Raw genomic sequence first — 18662 nt, 5'->3', positions numbered from 1 at the left:
GCCCCCGCACCGACGCCGTGGGCCGTCCGCGGCCACCAGGACCGGCTCACCTCCTGAGCCGACCGGCGGCCCCCCCCGGTGCGAACCCACCCCCCTCAGAACGGAGTCATGCACCCCATGGACACCCGCACCCCTGTCTCCCGCCGTTCCGCGCTCGCCACCCTCACCGGGATCGCGGCCGTGCCGATCACCGGCTGCGGCGGCTCCGGAACGACCGCCCCGACCCGGTCGGGCGCGCGGCCGACGACGACGTCCCCGCCCGTGACCCGGCCCACCCGGCCCACCGGACCCACGCGACCCGCCCCGGGCGCGACGAACGCCGCCGACCCCGCCACGCGGCGCGCCTTCGCCGACCTGGAGAAGAAGTTCGACGCCACCCTCGGCGTCCACGCGCTCGACACCGGCAGCGGCCGTACCGTCGCGCACCGCTCCGACGAACGCTTCGCGTACGCCTCCACCTGCAAGGCCCTGCTGGCCGGAGCCGTTCTGGAGAAGAACTCGCTGCGGCGGCTCGACCGCGTCGTGCGCTACGGCCGGGGCGACATCGTCAGCAACTCACCGATCACCGAGAAGCACGTGGCCACCGGAATGAGCGTGCGCGACCTGTGCGACGCGGCCATCCGGTACAGCGACAACGCCGCCGCGAATCTTCTCTTCCGCGAACTCGGCGGCCCCCGGCGGCTCCAGGACGCCCTGCGCGCGCTCGGCGACCACGTCACCCACTGCGACCGGTACGAACCCGCGCTCAGCGACGCCGTCCCCGGTGACCTCCGCGACACCAGCACGCCCCGCACCCTGGCCACCGACCTGCGCGCGTACGTCCTCGGGACGGCCCTCCCCGCCGACAAGCGCGCCGTGCTGACCGACTGGCTCGTGCGCAACACGACCGGGGACCACACCATCAGGGCCGGTGCGCCGCGCGGGTGGCGGATCGGCGACAAGACCGGCACCGGCGGGTACGGCACCCGCAACGACATCGCCATCGCCTGGCCGCCCGGCGGGGGCGCGCCGATCGTCCTCGCCGTCCTATCCCGCCGCGCGGCCGAGGACGCGACCCGCGACGACGCGCTCATCGCCCGGGCCTCCGAAGTCGCCTTCGGAGCACTGACGCGGTAACGGCGTCACCCGCGTCACCGGTGTCCGTACGTCACCGCGTCGTCCCCCGCCTCGCCTCAGCCGCCCTCCCGCTTGATCCAGTCGGTGTAGCCGGGCGGGTAGTCGTAGCCGGGACGGTTCACGTCGGCGCTGGTACGGAAGGGGATGCCCTTGTTGTCGATGTGGAGGGTGCCGTGGCGGGTGCCGCTCGACCAGTCCAGGAGCAGGTCCCAGCGGACGTCGTACGCCTTGGTGGTGGCGGTGACGCGGAAGACCTCGGGGTCCGACTCACTGACGCTGTACGGGAAGTCGCGCTGGCCGTTCTCCGGGGTGAGGTGCGGGCTGCCCTTGTCGAGGTCGACGCCGAAGTCCGCCGTCCCGACATTGCCGCCGCAGCCGACGGCCATCGCGTAGTCGTTCCAGGCGAGCGGCGCGGCCTTGGAGACGATCCGTACGTGCAGGGCCTCCAGGACGACGGTCTCGGAGCCGGTGCCCTGGACGGTGAGGGACAGGCGCTGTTCGTCGGAGGAGACCGCGCCGTACGCGGCGGCCCAGCGCGGTGAGTCCTGCTCGCTGGCGGGCGGCCCCATGTGCGAGGGCTCGGCGTCGACGAGGAAGTGCTGGCTGCACGGGTTCTCCTCGGCGCGGACGTAGGGGTGGACGTCGACGCTGACCGGCGGGGCCGTGCCGTCGCCTTCGCCGTCGCCGGTCCTGGTGGCGGGCGCGGCCCCGCCGGTCCTGGTGGCCGAGGGCGTGGTGGACGGGGTGCGGCTCGGCGCGGTCGAGGACGGGGTGGCGGGCGGCGTCGCGGTGGCCGCCGTACCGGTGGTCGTGGCGGCGGTGGTGCCGGTGGCGCCGACGGCCCGCTGTTTTCCGTCGGCGGAACCCCCGCCGTTCCCGCCGTCCCAGGGCCGGTCCACGGCGAGGACCACGGCTCCCAGGACGGCGGCCACGGTGACGGCCGCGATCAGGGCGTGACGGCGGCGGCGTGACGGCGGTGCGGGCGCGGGCGTGCGCGGCAGGTCGGTGACGACCAGGTCACCGTTCCCGTCGGTCTCGGCCTTGGCCTTGGCCGGGGTCCCGGCTTCGGCCCCGGTCCCGGTTTCTGCCCCGGCCTCGGCATCCGCCTCCGCCTCCGCCGCTTGCGACAACGGCGCCGCCTGCTCCGTACCCGGTGCCTCCGCCGCCCCCGCTTCCGCCGCTGCCGCCCCCGCCCGCGCCGCCGCGGCCTGTTCCGCGCGCCGGTCGCGCGCCGCGTCCGCGAGGATCCAGCGGCGGTGCAGCTCCATCAGTTCCTCGGGCGTCGCCCGGCAGACCCGCGCCAGGCGCTCGACCGGCGCGTACTCGTTCGGCACCGCGGTGCCGTTGCAGTAGCGGTGCAGCGTCGACGTGCTCATGTGCAGCCGCTTCGCCAGCGCCCCGTAGCTCAGGCCCGAACGGTCCTTGAGCTGCCGCAGCAGGGTCGCGAACTCGTTCGTCTCACCGGCCCCTGTTGCCACCGACATCAGTTCCTCCATCCCCCCGCGTCCCAGTCACGCATTCCAGGGGATGTGCGTTCCCCCTGCTCAGAGCCGGTTTTTCCATCCCAGCGTCCCCAACTGCCCGCCGACGGTGGTGGCTGGGACGGATTGCCCCGCAAGCTCCAGTCATCCAAGCAGCACCACCACCCGAACGACTAAGGGGCACCCGCCACATGTCCAGCATCCGGAACTCCCGTACCCGTACCCGCTTCGTCACCGCCGCCGCGACCGTGGCGCTCGCCGCGTTCGCCCTGACCGCCTGCGACGACGGGTCGGGCAGCAGGGACGAGGGCGCCTCGCCGGCCTCTTCGTCCTCCTCCGACGGCTCGCCCTCGGTCACCCCGACCCTCACTCCCGGTTCCGGCTCCACCACTGCGGACGCCGGGGGCACGCCGGTCGGTTCGAAGCCCGCCGCGGACGGCTCGACCAAGAAGCCCGTGGCCAAGGCACCCGCGCCGAAGAAGCCCGGGGCCAAGGACACGGCGGTCACCTGCCAGGGCTCCAACACCAAGACGGTCGCGTCCCCGCTGAACCGTCCCGTGAACCACATGCTGCTCACGGTCACCAACACCGGCGGCAACCCCTGCCTCCTCTACACGTACCCGTCCGTGCAGTTCACCGACGCGCAGGCCGAGCCGCCGGTCATCGAGGAGTCCCAGCCGCAGGCGGTCGTCACCCTGAACCCGGGTGAGTCCGGCTACGCCGTCATCGTCCTGGCCGCCGCCGACGGCAGCGCTGAGCACGGCCGCACCGTGAAGACCCTGAACGTCTACTTCCACGGCCGCTCCGGCAACGAGAGCGTCGGCACCGGCGCCCACCCGTCGCTGCCCGCCGGGGGCACCTACATCGACGACTCGCTCAAGGTCAGCTACTGGCAGCAGTCGATGAACGACGCGATCTCCTGGTAGCCGCCCCTCCGGGGGAAGGAGCCCGCCGACGCGGGGGCGGTTGGTTGACTGGCGCCATGACGTCATCGACCTCATCGCCCTCATCGAGCTCATGGAGTTCACCGAGTTCACCGACCTCAGCGGTCTTCGAGACCGTCGCTCCCGGCTCCGTCGTCTACCTCGACCGTCTCGCCGCGACCGACCTGGGCCGCTTCTACAAGGGCCGCATGCTCGACGCACTCGATGTCAGGACCGGCCAGACGGTCCTGGACATCGGCTGCGGCCCCGGCACCGACCTCGGCGCCCTCGCCGACGCGGTCAGCGGTACGGGCTCGGGCTCCGCCCCCGGCGCGGTCATCGGTGTGGACCACGACCAGGTCGCCGTCGACACCGCCAGGGAACGTACCGTCGGCCGGGACACCGTCACCGTCCACCTCGGTGACGTCCACGAACTGCCCCTGGCCGACGGCAGCGTGGACCGCGCCCGCACCGACCGGGTGCTGCAACACGTCGCCGATCCCGTACGGGCGCTGCGCGAGGCCCACCGTGTGCTGCGGCCCGGCGGGCGGCTGGTGCTGGGCGAGCCGGACTGGGACACGCTGACCGTCGACCACCCCGACGACGAGCTGTCGCGCGCCTACACGCGGTACGTGACCGACGAGGTGATCCGTAACGCCCGGATCGGCAGGCAGCTCCCCCGGCTGGCGGCGGAGGCCGGTTTCACGGTGCCGGCGGTCGTCCCGGTGACGCCCGCCTTCCGGGACGTCGGCGCCGCCGACAAGGTCCTCGGCCTGGAGCGGACCACGCAACGGGCCCTCGCCGCCGGGTACTTCACCGTCGAAGGGGCCCGTCGCTGGCTGGACCACCTGGCCTCAGGGCCCTTCCTCGCGGCCGTGACCTTCTACATCGTGGTGGCGCAGGCGTAGCCGTGGCCCGGGCCGGTGGAGCCGGGGCGTCATTCCGCGAGCCCCTGAGGGGTCAGGGAACCCTGAGGGGTCAGGGAACCCCCAGGGATCAGGCGGCCCGCACCGGCTGCCACAGCGCGTCGACGGCCTCCTCCGCCGCCGCGAGGCTCTTCTCGGCGAGCGGGATCAGCTCGGACATGGCCGGGGTGACCGGCGCGAGGGTCAGCTCGGCGGTGATGAAGCGCGGGACCAGGCCGGTCATGACCACGCCGTGCGGGAGCCACTGCTCCGCGTGGTCCCAGCCCTCGCGGGGGGTGCCGGGGGCGTAGCCGCCGCCGCGCGAGGCGAGGACGACGAAGTCGCGGCCGGTCAGCAGCGGGTCCCTCGTCTCGGCGTCGACGGAGAGACCGGGCACGATCAGGTGGTCGACCCATGACTTGACGCTGCTGGGCGCGCCGAAGTTGTAGACGGGCAGACCGAGCAGAACGGTGTCCGCCTCCTTGACCTCACCGATCAGCGTCTCGGACAGCGCGTAGGTGGCGGCCTGCTCGGGGGTGCGGTCCTCGGCCGGGATCATCGCCACGCCCACGGTGCCGGTGTGGATGTGCGGAATCGGGTCCTTGCCCAGGTCGCGGTAGGTGACCGTGCCATCGGGGTGGGCGGCCTTCCAGGCGGCGGCGGCCCGCGCGGTCAACCGGCGGCTGACGGATCGGTCGCCCTGGACGCTGGAATCGATGTGCAGGAGGTGAGGCATCTCGTTAACCCTTCATACTTGGTTTGTGTAACGCCAACGATTTATAGCACGTCATGATTCCACGCCGCCCGATAGACTGAGGAAGTGGCCTCACTGCCCGTGCTCAACCAGCCCCCGCGACGTTCAGGCGCGCTGCTCGAACAGCTGACGCGCCGGATGCGACTGCACGCCGAGTCCGTGCTGACCCCGCTCGGCCTGCGCCCACGGCACCTGGTGGCCCTCACCGTCCTGCGTGACCAGCACGGCAGCACCCAGCAGGCGCTCTCCACGACGCTGATGATGGACCGCGCCAATGTCGTCGGCCTGCTCAACGATCTGGAGGCGGACGGCCTGATCGAACGGCTCCGCTCGCCCGAGGACCGCAGGCGCCACCTGGTGCAGCTCACCGACGAGGGCGGCAAGCGGCTGGCCAAGGCCGAATTCGCGCTCGCCCGCGTCGAGGACGAAGTCCTCTGCGCGCTCGACACCGGCCAGCGCGACACCCTCTACGATCTGCTCCAGCTCGCCGCGTCGGGACACGGCGTGGACGGGACGGCGACGGACGCGGCGTTGAACTGCGTGACCGACGCCCCGGCCGCCGTGCCGGAGTGCCTGGGCGAGGCGGGGGACACGGAGACCTGCTGACGGTGCCCGGGGAGCCACGGGCGGCGTCGGCCCGCGCTCCCGGGCGGAGAACGGGGGCGTGATGTTCGGCATCCTGGGCGCGACGCGGGTGGTGGGCGCGGACGGCGCCGAGGTCGCGCTGGGCGGCCCCCGGCGGCGCGCGGTGCTCGCCCTGCTGCTGCTCGACGCGGGCCGGGCGGTGCCCGCCGAGCGGCTGATCGACGGCCTCTACGGCGACGAGCCGCCCGCGGGCGCGGGGAACGCCGTGCAGTCCCAGATCTCCCGGCTGCGCCAGGTACTGCCGGTGCCGCTCGAAGGGCTCCCCGCGGGCTACCGGCTCGCCGTCGCACCGGACGAGGTGGACGCCCACCGCTTCCGGCGGCTGAGCGCCGAGGGCCGCGCCGCCCTGGCCGCGGGCGACCCGGTCCTGGCCGAGCGACTGCTGCGCACCGCCCTCGCGTTGTGGCGCGGCCCCGCACTCGCCGACGTCGGCGCCGCGCCCTTCGCCGCCGCGCAGATCACCCGGCTCGAAGAGCTGCGGACCGGCGCCGTCGAGGACCGAGTCGACGCCGACCTCGCCCTCGGCCGCCACCGCTCCCTGGTCGCCGAACTCGGCGAACTCGTCACCGCGCACCCGCTGCGGGAGCGCCCGCGCGGCCAGTTGATGCGCGCGCTGTACGGCAGCGGACGGCAGAGCGAGGCGCTGGAGGCGTACGAGGAGGCCCGGCGCGAACTGGCCGACTCCCTCGGCGCCGACCCCGGACCCGAACTGGCCGCCGTCCACCTCGCGGTGCTGCGCGGCGACCCCGCGCTGCTTCCACGGGACATCTCACGCGAGGCCCCACGGGACGCGTCGCGGGCCGCCCGGCGGGATGTTCCACGGGACGCGCCGCAGGATGTTCCACGTGAAACAGACACGGCGGACAGGGTGGGCGCCGACGGACATGTTCCACGTGGAACATCGACGGAAGGCGCGGGAGGCTCAGGGGACGGCGCGCCCGCCCCGGCCCCGCCCCGGCACGAACTCCCCGCCCAGCTCACCAGCTTCGTCGGCCGGTCCGCCGAACTGAAGCGGATCGGTGAGCAGTTGGCGCGCCAGCGGCTCGTCACGCTCACCGGCCCCGGCGGCGCGGGCAAGACGCGCCTGGCGGTGGAGGCCGCGGGGCGGTACGCGCACGACGCCTGTTTCGTGCCGCTGGCCGGGCTCAGCGACGGCGCGGAACTCCCGCAGGCCGTCCTTGGCGCGCTCGGCCTGCGGGCGGGCGGGCTGCTGGCGGCCGGATCGGCCGCGTCCGGCGGCCAGGGGCACGACCCCGGCCCGCACGACCCCGTCGCGCGGATCACCGCCGCCCTGGACGGCCGCCCGCTGCTGCTGGTCCTCGACAACTGCGAGCACGTGGTGGAGGACGCGGCCCGGCTGGCCGAGCGGCTGCTCGCCGGGTCACCGCTGCTGCGGCTGCTCGCCACCAGCAGGGAAGCCCTCGGCATCAACGGCGAGACGCTGTGCCCGGTGCCCACGCTTGACGTGCCCCGGCCCGGCACCGACCGCGAGCAGGCGCTGCGCTCCCCCGCCGTGCGGCTGTTCACCGAGCGGGCCGCCGCCGTACGCCCCGACCTCGACCTCGACGCGACCGCGGACCCGGCCACCGTGGACGCCGTCCTGCGGCTGTGCACCGCGCTCGACGGGCTGCCGCTCGCCATCGAACTGGCCGCGGCCCGGCTGCGTTCGCTGTCGGTGACCGACATCGCCGACCGGCTCGGCGCGCTGCCCGACGACGACGCCCCGTACAGCCTGGGCGTACGGCCCGACGCGCTCTTCCGGCTGCTGTCGCGCGGCAGCCGCACCGCCCAGCCGCGCCAGCGCACCCTGCGCGGGGTCGTCGACTGGAGCTGGGACCTGCTGCCCGACGACGAGCGGGCCGTGCTCCGCCGTGTCTCGGTCTTCGCGGGCGGCTGGACGCCCGCCGCCGCGGAGGCGGTGTGCGCGGACGGCGCGCGAATCCTCGCCGAGGACGTGCTGGACCTGCTGGACGCGCTGGTCGACAAGTCCCTGGTGGTGGCCGAGCAGCCGGACGGCGCGGGCCGGATTCGCTACCGCGCGCTGGAGTCGATCAGGGCGTACGGCGCCGAGCGGCTGACGGAGGCGGGGGAGCGCGAGGCGACGGTGCGCGCGCACGCCGCGTACTTCCTGGACTTCGCGCTCACCGCCGACCCGCACCTGCGCCGCGCCGAGCAACTGGAGTGGCTGCGGCTGCTCGGCGACGAGCGCGACAACCTCCAGGCCGCGCTGCACCGCAGCCTGGAGGCGGGCGAGGTGCGTACCGCGATGCGGCTGATCGCGGCCCTGTCCTCGTACTGGCTGCTGCGCGGCGTGCGCTACGAGGGCTTCGGACCCGCCCGCCAGGTCCTCGCCGCCCTCGGCCCGAATCCGCCGGAGGGGATGGAGGAGGAGTACGCGCTGTGCGTGATGGCGGTGGTCGGGATGCTGCCCGACCCCGAGGAGTTCGCCGACCATGTCGCGGCGGCGACCCGGGTGGTCGAGGCGATGCACCGGCTGTCCCGCCGCTACCCCGTGCTCACCTTGCTGTGGGCGCCCTTCGCCGGGGTCCCCGACGAGGGCATCGACGTCCTGGAAGCGGTCTTCGACGAGTTCCTCACCGAGCGGGACCACCCCTGGTACCGCGCGCTGATCCTGCTCGGCAGCGGATTCCAGTCCTGGCTGACGCGCGCCGACCCGGTCGCCGCGCGGATCCACTGCACCGCCTCCTACGAGGAGTTCCGCCGCCTCGGCGACCGCTGGGGCATGATCACCAACCTCAACGTGCTGGCCGACCTCGCCGACCACCGCGGTGAACTCGCGCTCGCCGACTCCCTCCTCGATGACGCGCTGCTGCTCGCCGAGGAGCTGGACTCGGCGCTCGACATGGCGGAGCTGCTCTGCATCCGCGCCGCGTACAGCACCAAGGCGGGCGACTACGCGACCGCCGCCGCGTACAGCGAGCGGGCCGTGGAGCTGTCCCGCCGGGCGGGCACCCCCGAGTGCCTGGCACTCGCCCACCTGGCGCTGGCCGAGTCCGTCCGGCTGCGCGGCGACGGCGACGGCGCCCGCGCGCTGTACGAGCAGGCGCTGGCCGAGTGCCCGGTCGGCTGGTTCTCCAGCAACGGCACCCGTTCCGCCGTCCTCGTCGCCCTGGGCCGGGTCGCCGTCGCCGACCGCGACCCGGAGCTGGCCCGCGGCCACTTCCGCGAGGCGGTCACCCTCGACAGCGTCGCCATGCGGCTCCCGCTCAACGGCGCCGTCGCCGCCGAGGCCACCGCGGGCCTCGCCCTGCTCAACGGCGACGCGCCACGGGCCGCCGCCCTCCTCGGTGCCGCCGAGGCCCTGCGCGGCCGGCCGCCCACCGGGCCGGACGCCGCCGCGACCGTCGCCGCCGTACGCGCCGCGCTGGGCGACGAGGCGTACGAGCGCGAGCGCGCGCGGGCCGCTGCCCTCGACCGCGACGCGGCACTCGCCGTCCTGACGGCGTACCTCACGGCGGACTGAGCTGACGGCGAACCGCCCGCCGCGTGGGCGAGACCGGCCCCGAGACCCGCGCCCCTGACGCTCTCCGACCGCCTGCCGCGTGCGGCTCCCGTCCTGGGACACGCGCCCCGGCCCAGCCCCGACCGCCCGCTGACCGGATCGCGCCCCGGCGCTGTCAGCCGACGGTGCGCCGGCCGTCAGCGGGCCGCCGCACGCTGCTTGCCATGACGACGACGACACCGAACGACGATGTGAGGGGCGGCGGGAGCGCCGCAGAACAGGCGCACCGGCGGCGCTGGGCCGTCCTGGCAATCTGCTGCGTGGCCGCCGCGCTGCTGGGCATCGACAACAGCGTCCTCAACTACGCGATCCCGTCCCTGTCCCGCGAGCTGGGCCCGTCCTCCACACAGCTCCTGTGGATCGTGGACATCTACGGCTTCGTTCTTGGCGGCCTGCTGATCGTGGCGGGCAACATCGGCGACCGGATCGGCCGCAAGAAGCTCCTGCTGCTGGGCGTCGCGGGCTTCGGCGCCGCCTCCGCGCTCACCGCCTACGCCGACGGCCCCGGCATGCTGATCGCGTCCCGCGCGCTGCTCGGCCTGGCCGGGGCCACGATCATGCCGTCGACCCTGTCGCTGGTCCGCAGCGTCTTCGACGATCCCAAGGAGCGGACCACCGCGATCGGCATCAGCAGCGGCATCGGCGCGGCCAGCTTCGCGCTCGGCCCGGTCGTCGGCGGCGTGCTGCTCGACCACTTCTGGTGGGGCTCGGTCTTCCTGATCAACGTCCCCGTGATGGCCGCCGTCCTCGTCGCGGGCGCCGTCCTGCTCCCCGAGTCCCGCAATCCGCACCCGGGACGGCTGGACTGGCCGAGCGTGCCCCTGTCGATCGCCGGGCTCTTCGGCGTGATCTACGCGATCAAGGCCGCCGCACGCGACGGCGTCGACGACCACGCCGTCTGGATCTCGGCGGCCGTCGGCCTCGCCGCCCTCGTCCTCTTCCTGCGCCGCCAGACCACCCTCGCCGAACCGCTGCTCGACCTGAGGTTCTTCCGCAACCCCGCCTTCGCGGGGGCTGTCGGCTCCAACGTCGTGACGCTGTTCACCGCCACCACCCTGTCCCTCGGCTTCTCCCTGTACTTCCAGGTGGTACGCGGCTGGTCGCCGCTGACCGCGGGGCTCGCGCTGCTGCCGGGACCGCTGTCCGCCGCCTTCGCCGCGCCGCTGTCCGCGCTGCTGATCCCGAGGATCGGCCGGGCCCGTACCGTCTCGTTCGGCCTGCTGCTCATGGCGCTGAGCACCGCCGCGTTCGGGCTGATCGGCGCCGACACCAGCTACTGGCTGCTGCTTCCGGCGCTCGTCGTCAACGGCGCAGGACTGATCTTCGTCTTCTCGGTCACCGCCGACACCCTGCTGGCCAGCGTGCCCAGGACCAGGACCGGTACGGCCGCCGCCATTTCCGAGACCGCCATGGAGCTCGGCGGCGCCCTCGGTATCGCCATCCTCGGGTCGGTCCTCAGCGCCTTCTACCGCAACGGCCTCACCCTGCCCGCCGGGCTCTCCCCCGACCGGGTCGCCACCGCGCGCGAATCCGTCACCTCCGGCGTCGAGACCGGCGCCGCCCTGCCCGGCGCCACCGGGCGGCAGGTCGTCGCCGCCGCCAAGTCGGCCTTCACCGACGGGTTGCACGGCACCCTCTACATCGCCGCCGCGCTGATGCTGGCCGGTGCCGTCGCCGCCCTGTTCGCCCTCCGCGGGGTCCCCGCCGTGCTCGACGTCCCCGAAGCCCCTGCGGAACAGGCCCCCCAGCCCGCCCCTGCCGTCTGACGACGGCGCACTTGTGCGCCCGGTGGGTACGAGCCCAGAAGGGGCGCGGGGAACTGCGCGCTCAGCCCCCGCCGGGCTTTGAGCCCGAAAACGACAGCAACCGCCCCGCTGGGGACGGTTCTCACCCGCGCCACGGCGCGATCAGCCGTGACGTGCCACACACGTCACGGCTGATCGCGCGATTCGTCCCTCGTCGGCGGTTAGGGGTAGGTGCCGCCCCGGCCCTCGTCGTCGGGGCGGTCGGCGTCGGCCTGCTTGGCCTCGACCTCGGGGTCGAGGCCATCGGCCTCGAGGGAGCCGTCGACCTGGTCGATCGTGCCGTTCGGCGAGGACCCGTTGGGGTGGCCGACCGGCTCGACGACGGTGAGGGTGCCGCTGCTGTTCACGGGACCGCGGTCGGCGACGTCGGTCGCCTCGGGCGGCTCCACCAGCCAGTCCGGGTTGGTCTGCTTCGACCACCACTTCCAGGCGGCGAAGGCCGCACCGCCGACGAGACCGGCGACGACGAGCCCGCGGAAGACCCGGCCGGTGCGCTCGCGGCGCACCCGCCTGCGGACCAGCCCGTCGATCTCGGCCGCGGTCACCTGACCGCGCAGGGCGTGCAGCGCGGCGGCACCGCGCAGCACCGCCTCGTCCTTGGCCGGACCGGCGACCGAGCGGGTCGCGGTCACGGCGGACTCCACCTTGGGCGCGGTGTAGTCGGCCGCCGCCCGCACCTTCGGCGCGGTGTAGTCGGCGGCGGCCCGCGCGCCGCGGCGGGTCCGCTTGGCGGCGGTGCCGAGCGCGTCGGCGGCCTTCGGCGGCACGGCCGACTTCGCCTGTTCGCGGGCCTGGTCGACCCGGTCGGCGAGATGGGCGTCGTACTGCTGCCTGGCCAGTGCGCCGGCCTGCTGCGCGTAGTACGCGGCGTTGTCCTTAGCCGTGCTCGCGTACGGCGCCGCCACCTCCGCGGCATGCCGCACGCTGTCCTTGGTCACGTCGGCTGCGTGGCGCACGCTGTCGATGCGGGTCACGGGATCCTCCTCCTCGGTGGCGTACGGTTTTCGCCTTTCCACCCAGTTTGAAATCATGCCTGTCGATGGCGGGTCCGGCATGTGTGGACGCGCATACGGGTCAGGTACCCGTTCCGAGCGGTCCGTCCCGGTGTCCGGGAGGGCCTTCGGGACGCGCCGCCGGCTCCCTTGCCACGGACCCTCGGGGAACCCCGCGCGCGCCACCGCGTCCGTGAAAGGATTTGTCCCTGTCAGCGAAGACTATGGAAGGTAGACCGTGGCCGAGCAGCTCTACGCCACCCTGAGGACCAACCACGGCGACATCGTGATCCGGCTGCTGCCGAACCACGCGCCCAAGACGGTGGACAACTTCGTCGGGCTCGCCGAGGGCACCCGCGAGTGGACCGACCCCCGTACCGGCCGGCCTTCCACGGCCAAGCTCTACGACGGCACCGTCTTCCACCGCGTCATTTCCGGCTTCATGATGCAGGGCGGCGATCCGCTGGGGAACGGCACCGGTGGTCCCGGCTACGAGTTCGCCGACGAATTCCACCCCGACCTGGCCTTCGACAAGCCCTATCTGCTGGCGATGGCCAACTCGGGCCCGGCCACCAACGGCTCGCAGTTCTTCATCACGGTCGCGCCGACCACCTGGCTGACCCGTAAGCACACCATCTTCGGCGAGGTCGCGGACGAGGCCAGCAAGAAGGTCGTCGGGTCGATCATCGGCGCGCCGACCAACCCGCGCACCGACCGGCCGCTGGACGACGTCATCATCGAGACGGTCGTGATCGAGAAGCGCTGACGCGGCCCGCCGCCCCGCGGCCCGTATCCCGTACCCTTCGGAAGCACCTTCGGGGAACGTCTCAGGGGAACGTCTTCGGGAACATCGCGCCCCGCCCGCACGTAGGAGTGGGCGGGGCGTCTCAGCGCCTCCGCGCCGCATCGCGAGGCGCTTCATTCAGGGAGAAGGCTCATGGACCAGGCGGTCTGCTGCTACCGGCACCCGGACCGGGAGACCGGTATTCGCTGCACCCGGTGCGACCGGCCGATCTGCCCCGAGTGCATGGTCAACGCGTCGGTCGGCTTCCAGTGCCCGGACTGCGTCAACGAGTCCAGCCGGCACACGGCGGCGCCGCGTACGGTCGCCGGCGGCACGGTCGCGGCCGACCCGTTCCTGATCACCAAGATCCTCATCGGCCTGAACATCGCGGTGTTCCTGCTGGTCCAGGCGGTCGGCGACCGGCTGGTCTACGACCTCGGGCTGTACGCGGTCTGCGGCAACGACCCGTTCGGACAGCACGGCTGCATCGGCGTCGCCCAGGGCCCCGACCAGTGGTACCGCCTCATCACCTCGGCGTTCCTGCACCAGGCGGTCCTGCACATCGGCTTCAACATGCTGTCGCTGTGGTGGATCGGCGCCCCGCTGGAGCGGATGCTCGGCCGGGCCCGCTATCTCGCGCTCTACCTGGTCTCCGCGCTCGGCGGCAGCGCGCTGGTGCTGCTGCTCGCCCCGTCGTCGCTCACCCTGGGCGCCTCGGGCGCGGTCTACGGCCTGTTCGGCGCGACGGCCGTGTTCATGCGGCGGATGCGCTACGACATGCGGCCGGTGCTGATCCTGCTGGCGCTCAACATCGTGTTCACCTTCACCTGGGCCGACGTGAGCTGGCAGGGCCACATCGGCGGACTGGTGGCGGGTACCGCGATCGCCGTAGGGATGGCCTACGCGCCGCGCGAGCGCCGCGATCTGGTGCAGTGGGGGACCACGGCGGCGGTCCTGGTGGTCTCGATCGCGCTCAGCGTGATCGCTGTGGCGCAGGTCACGTCCTGAGGGACGGATTCGCGGCCGTGGACCCGTGTCCATTGGCGTTGATCACACGTTATCCACAGCGTGTAGGCGGGTCTTCGCAAGTTGTGCACAAGTCGCCGGAAGACCGTGTTTCACGCCCGCACAAGCCCAAGATCAGCGAAAGACCGGTGGCCGACGTCCTGGCCACCGGTCGTACCGGCGTCAACCTCGTAGAGGTTATCCACAGATCTTCCGACCTTTTCCCCACTGTGGATAACCGTGTGGACAAACGTCCGGCAGCACGCCGACGCGGCCCCCGGCACCCCGCTGGGGACGGCTACTTCCACTGGGTGGACACGACGAACCCACCCGCGATGAAGCCGAAACCGACCACGATGTTCCAGTTGCCGAACGCTTCGACGGGCAGACTGCCCTGCGTCACGTAGAACAGCACGATCCACGCCAGACCGACGATGAAGAACGCCAGCATGAGCGGCGCGACCCAGTTGCGGTTGGTGTTGAACTTTATGGCGGTGGCCGTCTTCGCCGGTGGCGGCGTGAAATCGGCCTTCTTGCGGATCCGTGACTTCGGCACGAGGGACGCTCCTGTCGATGCGCTGCGTAACCGCGCGGGTGTGCGGGGTAAGCCGGGCGGGTTCTGGGCCTGGTAAGGGTCACTACCGCTTCCGGGCGTCCGTTAGCGTAGTGCTTCCTCGGGTTATAAGGAGACAGGGTACGGTGACGGATTCAGACGGGGTATCCCCCACCCCCTCCTCCCGTCCTGCCCACCGCACCGTAGCGCTGCGGACCATGAGTGCGGGAGTCTTCGCGCTCGCCGGACTGATCTTCTGGACCAGCTTCAACACCGCCAAGGGCGTCGACATCCGCAGCGACGACCCGCTGCCGAAGCTGTCCGACACCGTACGTACCAAGAACACCCGTAATCAGCAGCTGGAGGACCAGCTCTCCGGGGTGCGCAAGGACGTGGACCGGCTGACCCGGCAGGGCGACGGCGTCAGCCCCGCCGAGCGGGCCAGGCTCGACGCCCTCGACAAGGCGGCGGGCACCGGCAAGCTGACCGGCCCCGCGATCGACGTGACGCTCAACGACGCCCCGCCGAACGCGACCGCGCTGGTCCCCGGCGTCCCCGACCCGCAGCCCAACGACCTGGTCATCCACCAGCAGGACCTCCAGGCCGTGGTCAACGCGCTGTGGCAGGGCGGCGCCCAGGGCATCCGCGTCATGGACCAGCGGCTGATCTCCACCAGCGCGGTGCGCTGCGTCGGCAACACCCTGATCCTCCAGGGCCGCGTCTACTCCCCGCCGTACCGCATCACCGCCGTCGGCGACCAGGCCAAACTGCGCAAGGCGCTCAACGACAGCCCGGCCATCCAGAACTACCTCCAGTACGTGAACGCGTACGGCCTCGGCTGGAAGGTCGGCGCGCAGAAGCGGACGACACTGCCCGGTTACTCGGGCTCGACCGACCTGCACTACGCGGAGCCGGCGTCGTGAGCGGCGGGCGTCCCCGGCCGAAGCATTGGCGAACGCATGCCGAAGCCTTTGTCCAGCCGGGCCCCCTATCACGCCGATCTCCCTTTACTCTGTTCCGGGGAAGAGGAAGGAAGGCAGCGCATGTACGGCTGGATCTGGCGGCATCTGCCGGGTAACGCGTGGGTGAGGGCTCTGATCTCGCTCGTGCTCGCCCTGGCCGTCGTCTACCTCCTCTTCCAGTACATCTTTCCGTGGGCGGAGCCGCTGCTGCCGTTCAACGAGGTCACCGTCGACAACGGGATGGCCGTCGTACGCGAGACGGGGACGGCCGCTGTCCGATGAGCGCACGCATTCTCGTGGTGGACAACTACGACTCCTTCGTCTTCAACCTGGTCCAGTACCTCTACCAACTCGGCGCCGAGTGCGAGGTGCGGCGCAACGACGAGGTCAAGCCCGCGCACGCGCAGGACGGTTTCGACGGCGTACTGCTCTCGCCCGGCCCCGGCACGCCGGAAGAGGCGGGCGTCTGCGTCGACATGGTGCGGCACTGCGCGGACACCGGGGTGCCGGTCTTCGGCGTGTGCCTCGGCCTCCAGTCGATGGCCGTCGCGTACGGCGGGGTCGTGGACCGCGCGCCGGAGCTGCTGCACGGCAAGACGTCGCCGGTGACGCACGACGGGACCGGCGTCTTCGCCGGGCTGCCGTCGCCCTTCACCGCGACCCGCTACCACTCACTCGCCGTCGAACGCGACACCGTGCCCGAGGAGTTCCGGGTCACCGCGTGGACCGAGTCCGGCGTGATCATGGGGCTGCGGCACCGGGACGCGGCCGTCGAGGGCGTGCAGTTCCACCCGGAGTCGGTGCTCACCGAGTGGGGCCATCTGATGCTGGCCAACTGGCTCGCCGAGTGCGGTGATCCGGGGGCCGTCGGCCGCTCCGAGGGGCTGGCGCCCGTGGTCGGTACGGCGGGGGGCGCCGGAGGTTCGGGAAGTCCTGCGGGGAGGGCCGGGGCGTGACCACGCTCCGCCCGGAGCGCCCCTCGGACGGCCCGATGTCCTATGAGGACACCGGGCAGTTCAAAGCCGTTGTCGAGCAGCTCGACGACCCCCTGAACGACCCTCTCCCCGGAAGACCCCCCGCGGTTCCCGAGCCGACCTACGACGAACCGGCGTACGAGAAGCCGGTGTTCGACGAGCCGGTCTTCCCGGAACCGGCGTACGAGAAGCCGGTCTTCCCCGAACCGGCCTACGAAGAGCCGGTGTTCGACGAGCCGGCCGCGCCCTGGTTCGTACCCGAGGAGCCGCCGCAGGCGGCCCCGCCTCCTCCGCCGCCCCCGGTCCGGCCCGTCACCGCGGACGAGGAGCTGGACCTCGGCACGGCGACGGTCGTGCAGCCCGTCGTGCGGCCGGTCGAGCAGCCGGCCGTCGAACCGCCCGCGGACGACGTACTCGAATCCGTCTTCCCCACCACGGAGTCGGCCCCGGAACCGGCCCCCGAGCCCGCGGGTCCCGGGCCCGGTCCGGCGTCGGGTCCCGTGCTCGGCCCCGACGGCGAGGGCGGGCGGGCCGCGCGGCGGAAGGCGGCGCAGGCACAGCAGCGCGGCGGCGCCGGACACGGCGGCCACCGCGCCAGGGGCCGTACGCCCGGTGGCGCGGCCGGTGCGGCCCCCGCCGGAGCCGTCCCGCTCAGCCGGGTCGAGGCCCGCAGGGCCGCGAAGGCCGCCAAGGAGAGCCCGGCGGTCGTCGTCAGCCGTATCGTCGGTGAGCTGTTCATCACCACCGGCGTGCTGATGCTGCTGTTCGTCACGTACCAGCTGTGGTGGACCAACGTCCGCGCGCACCAGCAGGCCAGCGGCGCCGCGAACAACCTCCAGCACCAGTGGGACGCCACGAAGGACGACCCGAACCGGGTCCCCGGCACCTTCTCGCCCGGCCAGGGCTTCGCGATCATGTACATCCCCAAGCTGGACGTCAAGGCGCCCATCGCGCAGGGCGTCTCGAAGCACAATGTGCTGGACAAGGGCATGATCGGCCACTACGACGGCGTGTTGAACACCGCGATGCCGTGGGACAAGTCCGGCAACTTCGCGGTCGCCGCCCACCGCAACACCCACGGTGAACCGTTCCGCTACATCAACCACCTGGTGCCCGGCGACAAGGTCGTGGTCGAGACGGCGGACACCTACTACACGTACGAGATCACCAGTTCGCTGGCGTCCACCCCGCCGTCCAACATCAGCGTGATCAAGCCGGTGCCGACCGGCTCCGGCTTCACCGGGCCCGGCCGCTATCTGACGCTGACCACCTGCACCCCCGAATTCACCAGCACCAACCGGTTGATCGTCTGGGGAAAGCTGACCGAGGAACGGCCGCGCAGTAAGGGCAAGCCCGACGCGCTGGTGGAGTGATCCATGCTCCAAGCGGAACTTGAGGAACGGAACGGCGTGACCACGACCAAACGCGGCGGCCGGGGGCCCATCGCGGCCACCATCAGCGTCATCGGCGAACTCCTCATCACCGCGGGCCTGGTGCTCGCGCTGTTCGTCGCCTACTCGCTGTGGTGGACGAACGTCCTCGCCGACCGCCATGAGCACAAGGCGGCGGACAAGGTCCGGCAGGACTGGGCCCGGACGCCCGACGCGGGACCGGGGAGCCTCGACACCAAGGACGGCATCGGCTTCCTGCACGTCCCCGCCATGGGCAAGGACTACGAGGTGCTGGTCAAGAAGGGCACCTCGACCAAGGTCCTCAACGAGGGCGTCGCCGGTTACTACACCGACCCCGTCCCCGCCGCGCTGCCGACCGCCAAGACCGGCAACTTCACCCTCGCCGCCCACCGCGACGGCCACGGCGCCAAGTTCCACAACATCGACAAGATCCACGACGGCGACCCGGTCGTCTTCGAGTCGAAGGACACCTGGTACGTCTACAAGGTCTACAAGATCCTCGACCAGACCTCGAAGTACAACGTCGCCGTCACCGACCAGGTCCCCAAGGAGTCCGGCAAGACCACGCCGGGCCGCTACATCACCCTCACGACCTGCACCCCCGTCTACACCTCCCGCTACCGCTACATCGTCTGGGGCGAACTCGTCCGCACCGAGAAGGTCGACGCGGCCCGCACCCCGCCGGCCGAGCTGCGGTAGGCGCGTACGGCGACACACGTGAAAGGGGGGCGGGGGGGGGGGGGGGGGGGGGGGGGGGGGCTTCCCCTCTGTTCCTCGAGGGGCGCCTCTACCCCCTCTCCCGCTGCTTTCCCCGCCAATCCCCACCTC

17 protein-coding genes are annotated in these 18662 nt (G+C 72.5%); 13 read left to right on the top strand and 4 right to left on the bottom strand.

All coding sequences use genetic code 11. From position 1 onward, the window contains the following. The first annotated feature begins 117 nt into the window (after nucleotides 1-117). A complete protein-coding gene (bla, locus tag ACZ4EF_RS17490) occupies nucleotides 118-1116 on the top strand; it encodes a class A beta-lactamase (RefSeq protein WP_467505169.1) in 999 nt (332 codons plus the stop codon). Nucleotides 1117-1172: 56 nt separating this feature from the next. Here bla and ACZ4EF_RS17485 read toward each other — a convergent pair whose 3' ends face one another. Continuing rightward, a complete protein-coding gene (locus tag ACZ4EF_RS17485) occupies nucleotides 1173-2600 on the bottom strand; it encodes a helix-turn-helix domain-containing protein (protein WP_467505167.1) in 1428 nt (475 codons plus the stop codon). 188 nt (nucleotides 2601-2788) lie between these two features. Between ACZ4EF_RS17485 and ACZ4EF_RS17480 the strand changes: the two genes are divergently transcribed. Together ACZ4EF_RS17480 and ACZ4EF_RS17475 are read left to right on the top strand one after the other, a co-directional pair. Next, the gene (locus ACZ4EF_RS17480) at nucleotides 2789-3523 is read left to right on the top strand and encodes a DUF4232 domain-containing protein (RefSeq protein ID WP_467505165.1); all 735 of its coding nucleotides are present in this window, start codon (nucleotides 2789-2791) and stop codon (nucleotides 3521-3523) included. Between the two features lie 56 nt (nucleotides 3524-3579). Next, nucleotides 3580-4428: a methyltransferase domain-containing protein gene (locus ACZ4EF_RS17475; RefSeq protein ID WP_467505163.1), complete on the top strand. Its 849-nt coding sequence runs from the start codon at nucleotides 3580-3582 to the stop codon at nucleotides 4426-4428. Nucleotides 4429-4516: 88 nt separating this feature from the next. On the opposite strand, the gene ACZ4EF_RS17470 is transcribed toward ACZ4EF_RS17475, so the two are convergent. Further along, entirely contained in the window at nucleotides 4517-5161 is a 645-nt protein-coding gene (locus ACZ4EF_RS17470; RefSeq protein WP_391041984.1) for an FMN-dependent NADH-azoreductase, read from the bottom strand. 84 nt (nucleotides 5162-5245) lie between these two features. Here ACZ4EF_RS17470 and ACZ4EF_RS17465 point away from each other — a divergent pair, with 84 nt between their 5' ends. From ACZ4EF_RS17465 to ACZ4EF_RS17455, 3 genes are all read left to right on the top strand, one after another. Continuing rightward, on the top strand, nucleotides 5246-5785 hold the full coding sequence (locus tag ACZ4EF_RS17465; RefSeq protein WP_355336690.1) for a MarR family winged helix-turn-helix transcriptional regulator: 540 nt from the start codon (nucleotides 5246-5248) through the stop codon (nucleotides 5783-5785). 61 nt (nucleotides 5786-5846) lie between these two features. Continuing rightward, nucleotides 5847-9308: an AfsR/SARP family transcriptional regulator gene (locus ACZ4EF_RS17460; protein WP_467505161.1), complete on the top strand. Its 3462-nt coding sequence runs from the start codon at nucleotides 5847-5849 to the stop codon at nucleotides 9306-9308. Nucleotides 9309-9511: 203 nt separating this feature from the next. After that, entirely contained in the window at nucleotides 9512-11113 is a 1602-nt protein-coding gene (locus ACZ4EF_RS17455) for an MFS transporter (protein ID WP_467505159.1), read from the top strand. A 200-nt stretch (nucleotides 11114-11313) separates the two neighbouring features. Here the strand turns inward: ACZ4EF_RS17455 and ACZ4EF_RS17450 are convergent, their stop codons facing one another. Further along, nucleotides 11314-12126, bottom strand: coding sequence for a DUF5324 family protein (locus ACZ4EF_RS17450; protein WP_355336692.1), 813 nt, complete (start codon nucleotides 12124-12126; stop codon nucleotides 11314-11316). Nucleotides 12127-12382: 256 nt separating this feature from the next. Between ACZ4EF_RS17450 and ACZ4EF_RS17445 the strand changes: the two genes are divergently transcribed. Together ACZ4EF_RS17445 and ACZ4EF_RS17440 are read left to right on the top strand one after the other, a co-directional pair. Then, entirely contained in the window at nucleotides 12383-12910 is a 528-nt protein-coding gene (locus ACZ4EF_RS17445; RefSeq protein WP_355336693.1) for a peptidylprolyl isomerase, read from the top strand. Between the two features lie 171 nt (nucleotides 12911-13081). Next, nucleotides 13082-13936: a rhomboid family intramembrane serine protease gene (locus ACZ4EF_RS17440; RefSeq protein ID WP_467348175.1), complete on the top strand. Its 855-nt coding sequence runs from the start codon at nucleotides 13082-13084 to the stop codon at nucleotides 13934-13936. A 295-nt stretch (nucleotides 13937-14231) separates the two neighbouring features. On the opposite strand, the gene crgA is transcribed toward ACZ4EF_RS17440, so the two are convergent. After that, nucleotides 14232-14489, bottom strand: a complete 258-nt coding sequence (gene crgA / locus ACZ4EF_RS17435; RefSeq protein WP_188281586.1) for a cell division protein CrgA — start codon at nucleotides 14487-14489, stop codon at nucleotides 14232-14234. 215 nt (nucleotides 14490-14704) lie between these two features. Here crgA and ACZ4EF_RS17430 point away from each other — a divergent pair, with 215 nt between their 5' ends. From ACZ4EF_RS17430 to ACZ4EF_RS17410, 5 genes are all read left to right on the top strand, one after another. Further along, the gene (locus ACZ4EF_RS17430) at nucleotides 14705-15409 is read left to right on the top strand and encodes a DUF881 domain-containing protein (RefSeq protein WP_355336695.1); all 705 of its coding nucleotides are present in this window, start codon (nucleotides 14705-14707) and stop codon (nucleotides 15407-15409) included. A 120-nt stretch (nucleotides 15410-15529) separates the two neighbouring features. Beyond that, the gene (locus tag ACZ4EF_RS17425) at nucleotides 15530-15730 is read left to right on the top strand and encodes a hypothetical protein (protein ID WP_355336696.1); all 201 of its coding nucleotides are present in this window, start codon (nucleotides 15530-15532) and stop codon (nucleotides 15728-15730) included. Then, entirely contained in the window at nucleotides 15727-16404 is a 678-nt protein-coding gene (locus ACZ4EF_RS17420) for an aminodeoxychorismate/anthranilate synthase component II (RefSeq protein ID WP_355336697.1), read from the top strand. The genes ACZ4EF_RS17425 and ACZ4EF_RS17420 overlap by 4 nt, the downstream gene beginning before the upstream one ends. Nucleotides 16405-16439: 35 nt before the next feature. Further along, on the top strand, nucleotides 16440-17795 hold the full coding sequence (locus ACZ4EF_RS17415; protein ID WP_467348365.1) for a class E sortase: 1356 nt from the start codon (nucleotides 16440-16442) through the stop codon (nucleotides 17793-17795). A gap of 36 nt (nucleotides 17796-17831) precedes the next feature. Beyond that, on the top strand, nucleotides 17832-18533 hold the full coding sequence (locus ACZ4EF_RS17410) for a class E sortase (protein WP_391041969.1): 702 nt from the start codon (nucleotides 17832-17834) through the stop codon (nucleotides 18531-18533). Nucleotides 18534-18662 lie beyond the last annotated feature (129 nt).

The organism is Streptomyces sp. NPDC025721 (genome assembly GCF_055558595.1).
Note: the sequence above shows the minus strand (reverse complement) of the source record. Positions and strands in the feature narration are given on the sequence as shown.

Bases quoted from the DNA above. Each gene is read 5' to 3' on its own strand.
- ACZ4EF_RS17415 (WP_467348365.1), top strand. From the start codon at position 16,440: ATGTCCTATGAGGACACCGGGCAGTTCAAAGCCGTTGTCGAGCAGCTC.
- ACZ4EF_RS17425 (WP_355336696.1), top strand. From the start codon at position 15,530: ATGTACGGCTGGATCTGGCGGCATCTGCCGGGTAACGCGTGGGTGAGG.
- bla (WP_467505169.1), top strand. From the start codon at position 118: ATGGACACCCGCACCCCTGTCTCCCGCCGTTCCGCGCTCGCCACCCTC.
- ACZ4EF_RS17460 (WP_467505161.1), top strand. From the start codon at position 5,847: ATGTTCGGCATCCTGGGCGCGACGCGGGTGGTGGGCGCGGACGGCGCC.
- ACZ4EF_RS17480 (WP_467505165.1), top strand. From the start codon at position 2,789: ATGTCCAGCATCCGGAACTCCCGTACCCGTACCCGCTTCGTCACCGCC.
- ACZ4EF_RS17420 (WP_355336697.1), top strand. From the start codon at position 15,727: ATGAGCGCACGCATTCTCGTGGTGGACAACTACGACTCCTTCGTCTTC.
- ACZ4EF_RS17475 (WP_467505163.1), top strand. From the start codon at position 3,580: ATGACGTCATCGACCTCATCGCCCTCATCGAGCTCATGGAGTTCACCG.
- ACZ4EF_RS17430 (WP_355336695.1), top strand. From the start codon at position 14,705: ATGAGTGCGGGAGTCTTCGCGCTCGCCGGACTGATCTTCTGGACCAGC.
- ACZ4EF_RS17470 (WP_391041984.1), bottom strand. From the start codon at position 5,161: ATGCCTCACCTCCTGCACATCGATTCCAGCGTCCAGGGCGACCGATCC.
- ACZ4EF_RS17440 (WP_467348175.1), top strand. From the start codon at position 13,082: ATGGACCAGGCGGTCTGCTGCTACCGGCACCCGGACCGGGAGACCGGT.
- ACZ4EF_RS17455 (WP_467505159.1), top strand. From the start codon at position 9,512: ATGACGACGACGACACCGAACGACGATGTGAGGGGCGGCGGGAGCGCC.
- ACZ4EF_RS17485 (WP_467505167.1), bottom strand. From the start codon at position 2,600: ATGTCGGTGGCAACAGGGGCCGGTGAGACGAACGAGTTCGCGACCCTG.